Here is a 4,162-nt window from a genome sequence, read left to right on the forward strand (position 1 = left end):
GGCACCGCCGCGCGCAATGCCGTGGGCACAGCACAGGTGCCGATCGGGGTGGCCTTCGCCGCAACGGCGGGCACGGCCCTGATCCTCGAGCTGACACGGCGCGTCGCGGGCATGGCCCTTGTGGTCATTTCCGCCGTGTTCCTGATCTACACCTTCACGGCCCACCTGCTGCCGTCGATCCTGCGGGTCGAGACGCCCTACACATGGCAACGCTTCTTCGGGACGGTCTATTCCGATGTGGGCATCCTTGGGCCGACGACGGCCGTCTCCTCGACCTATATCATCCTCTTCATCATCTTCGCGGCCTTCCTTCAGGCCTCGAAGGTGGGGGATTACTTCGTGAACTTCGCCTTCGCCGCCGCAGGCCGCGCGCGCGGCGGTCCGGCGAAAGTGGCGATCTTCGCATCCGGCCTCATGGGCATGATCAACGGCACATCGGCCGGCAATGTGGTCGCGACAGGCTCGCTGACGATCCCGCTGATGAAAAAGGTCGGCTACAAGCCCACCACCGCCGGTGCGGTCGAGGCCGCAGCCTCGACCGGTGGGCAGATCATGCCGCCGATCATGGGCGCGGGCGCCTTCATCATGGCCGAGGTCACGGGCATACCCTATACCGAAATCGCGATTGCGGCGATCATCCCTGCCCTGCTCTATTTCGTGTCGGTCTACTTCATGGTCGACTTCGAGGCCGCCAAGCTGGGGATGCGCGGCATGCGCGAGGACGAGCTGCCCAAGTTTCGTGACATGGTCCGGCGGGTGTTCCTGTTCCTGCCGATCATCATCCTGATCGGCGCGCTTTTCATGGGCTATTCGGTGATCCGAGCAGGCACCCTTGCGACGGCAGCGGCGGCGGTCGTCAGCTGGCTGACGCCCTACCGCATGGGGATCCGGTCCATCGTCCGCGCGTTCGAGATCGCGGGCATCATGTCGATCCAGATCATCGCCGTCTGTGCCTGTGCAGGCATCATCGTCGGGGTGATTTCCCTGACCGGTGTCGGCGCGCGCTTCTCGACCGTGCTGCTGGACATCGCCGAGACGAACCAGTTGCTCGCCCTGTTCTTTGCCATGTGCATCGCGATCCTTCTGGGGATGGGGATGCCGACCACGGCGGCCTATGCGGTCGCCGCTTCGGTGGTCGCGCCGGGACTGGTGCAGTTGGGCATCCCGCAACTGACGGCGCATTTCTTCGTCTTCTACTTTGCCGTGGTCTCGGCCATCACACCGCCGGTGGCATTGGCGAGCTATGCGGCTGCGGGGATTTCCGGATCGAACCCCATGGCGACCTCTGTCGCCTCGTTCAAGATCGGGATCTCGGCCTTTATCGTGCCCTTCATGTTCTTCTACAACGGGGCCTTGTTGATGGACGGCACCTGGCCCGAGATCATCCGAGCCGGTGCCACGGCAACCTTCGGGGTGTTCCTGTTGTCGGCGGGCATACAGGGCTGGTGGATCGGCGCGCGGGCATCCTCGCTGGTGCGCGGGGCATTGATCGTCATCGCCCTCTTCATGATCGAGGGCAGTCTGGTGACCGATCTAGTCGGACTGGGTGGCGCGGCCGCGCTGTTCTTCCTGGCGAAAGTGACATCGCGACGGCCCGTCGAAGGCTGATCCAGAAAAGTGCCAGGGGGCGGCAGAAATGCGGCCCCTTGGTATTAGTGACGGCCAAGTCATACCTATCTATGAAGAAAGTGAAGTCAGCGGGGCTGAAGATAAAAATGGTGTGTCAAGTCGCCCGCAGGCCGCAGCGCCTCTCGCAAGACTGCACGAACCCGGCAGCCGCATTGCCGTTTTCATCGGTTGCTTTCGCCGGTCTGGGCGGCCCCCGTGCCTGAACTCGGCGCGAATGCAGTTCTGGCCCTGTCGGTGGCCGCCATGGTCGCGGGGCTGTTCCTGCTGATCAAGGGCGGTGACTGGACGATCGAATCCGCCGCCTTCGTGGCCGAACGGACGGGCCTGTCCCCCCTCTTCATCGGTGCGACGATCATTTCCTTCGGCACATCCGTGCCAGAGCTTTTCGCCTCGGTGAATGCGAACCTTTCGGGTTATCCGGGGATCGCGCTTGGCAACGTGTTGGGATCGAACGTGGCCAATATCCTGCTTGTGCTGGGTGCGACCGCCTTCATCTTCCGGATCACCGCAAAGCGTGACCAGATCGCCAAGGACATGGGCATGATGCTGCTGGCCACCGGCATCCTTGCGGTCGGGATGCTGACGGATGGCTTCACGCGCCTCTTCGGCCTTGGGATGTTCGTCATCCTTGTCGGGTTCGTGGCCTACCAATACCGGACCGACAGCCTTGTGGTCGAGGATCAGGATGATGATGACGCCGAGGAAGGCAAGATATCGTCAATCCGGACTGCCCTTCTCTTTCTGCTGGCGGGGCTGGTGTTTCTGGCGGCCGGTGCGGAACTTCTGGTCGAGGGTGCGGTGCGCACCGGATCCGCAATCGGCGTGCCAGAAGCGGTGATCGGGATAACAGTCGTTGCTTTCGGCACGTCCCTGCCGGAACTGTCGACCTGCATCGCGGCGGCCCGCAACCAATCGGTCGGGCTGATCCTGGGCAATATCATCGGCTCGAACACCTTCAACATCCTGTCCATCATCGGTGTCACCGCCATGATCAAACCCCTTGCGGTCGATCCCGTGCTGCTGGGCGGAATGGATCTTTGGGCGATGATCGCGGTCACGCTGGCCTTCGCCGTCTGGATGATGACGATCGGCAGGCTGACGCGCGCAACGGGCGTGATCATGATGATCGCCTATGTCGGCTTTGTCTGGGCCCAATTCACGTTTATCTAGGCGCGCCGCTGCACCCGCGGACATCCTGCGCGCGGGGCGTCGGTTTGCAATCAAGTCGCCTTCCGATTAGGTCAGAACGACACATCAAGCAGGAGACAGCGATGGCCACCTCGGAAATCGGATTGATCGGTCTGGGAACCATGGGCGCGGCCCTTGCCCTGAATATCGCGGACAAGGGTTTCGATATCGCCGTCTGGAACCGGACGACCAGCAAGACAGAGGCCTTTAACGCGGATGCAGGCCCGTTGCAGGCCAGGATCACGCCGACCGAGACCCTTGAGGACCTTGTCGCCGCTATCAAGGCCCCTCGCACGATCATCCTGATGGTGCCCGCCGGTGATGCCGTCGACGCGCAGATCAAGGCCCTGCGCCCCCTGCTGGGGCCGGACGACATGATCATCGACGCCGGCAACGCGAATTTTCACGATACCAACCGCCGCGCCGACGAAGCGGGCGACCTGCCGTTTCTCGGCATCGGCGTTTCTGGCGGCGAGGAAGGCGCGCGGTTCGGCCCCTCGATCATGGCGGGCGGCAAACGTGAGCACTGGGACCGCGTCGCGCATATCCTGACAGCCATCGCCGCCAGGCATGACGGCCAGCCCTGCGCCACCTGGATGGGCGAGGCGGGCGCGGGCCACTTCGTGAAAGCCGTCCACAACGGCATCGAATACGCCGACATGCAAATGATCGCCGAGGTCTATGGCATCATGCGCGACGGGCTGGCGATGGATCATGGCCAGATCGGTGACACCTTTGCCCGCTGGGACACAGGACCGCTGCGCAGCTATCTGGTCGAGATTTCCGCCAAGGTCGCAAAGGCCGTCGATCCGGAAACCGGAAAACCCATGCTGGACGTCATCGTAGATGCGGCAGGGCAAAAGGGAACCGGGCGCTGGACCGTGATCGAAGCCCAGCACCTCGCCGCCGCCGTCCCCGCAATCGAAGCGGCGGTGGTGGCCCGCAACCTCTCTGCGCTGAAGGATGAACGCAAGGCGGGAGAGGTGCTCTTTGGGACCGGACCGCGCCGGATTCCGCATGACACATTGTCGACCGACACGTTGGAACAGGCGCTGATCGCGGGCAAGATCCTGTGTTATGCGCAGGGGTTCGGCATGATCGACAAGGCCTCGCTGGCGTTCGACTGGGCCCTGCCCCTGCCCGCAATCGCCGAAGTGTGGCGGGCGGGTTGCATCATCCGTTCGGACATGCTGGACGACATGGCGAAGGCCCTGCGCGACGATCCGGCAGGCAACCTGATGAAGGCACCGCATTTCGCGCAGCTTCTGACCGAGACACATGGCGCGCTGCGGCAGGTCGTGGCGCAAGCGGCCCTGCACGGGATCGCCCTGCCCGCGCTGTCGTC

3 protein-coding genes are annotated in these 4,162 nt (G+C 63.5%); all 3 read left to right on the top strand.

Annotated features, from left to right (window positions below):
* Nucleotides 1-1,608: TRAP transporter permease (locus tag V7N12_RS11380; RefSeq protein WP_333714687.1), on the top strand; the 1,608-nt coding region annotated here is incomplete at its 5' end.
* A 216-nt stretch (nucleotides 1,609-1,824) separates the two neighbouring features.
* The gene (locus V7N12_RS11385; RefSeq protein WP_333714688.1) at nucleotides 1,825-2,799 is read left to right on the top strand and encodes a calcium/sodium antiporter; all 975 of its coding nucleotides are present in this window, start codon (nucleotides 1,825-1,827) and stop codon (nucleotides 2,797-2,799) included.
* A 101-nt stretch (nucleotides 2,800-2,900) separates the two neighbouring features.
* Nucleotides 2,901-4,162, top strand: a 1,262-nt coding sequence (gene gndA / locus V7N12_RS11390; protein ID WP_333714689.1) for an NADP-dependent phosphogluconate dehydrogenase, incomplete at its 3' end; no start/stop codon positions are given.

The organism is Yoonia sp., from assembly GCF_036770585.1.
GTDB lineage: Bacteria > Pseudomonadota > Alphaproteobacteria > Rhodobacterales > Rhodobacteraceae > Yoonia.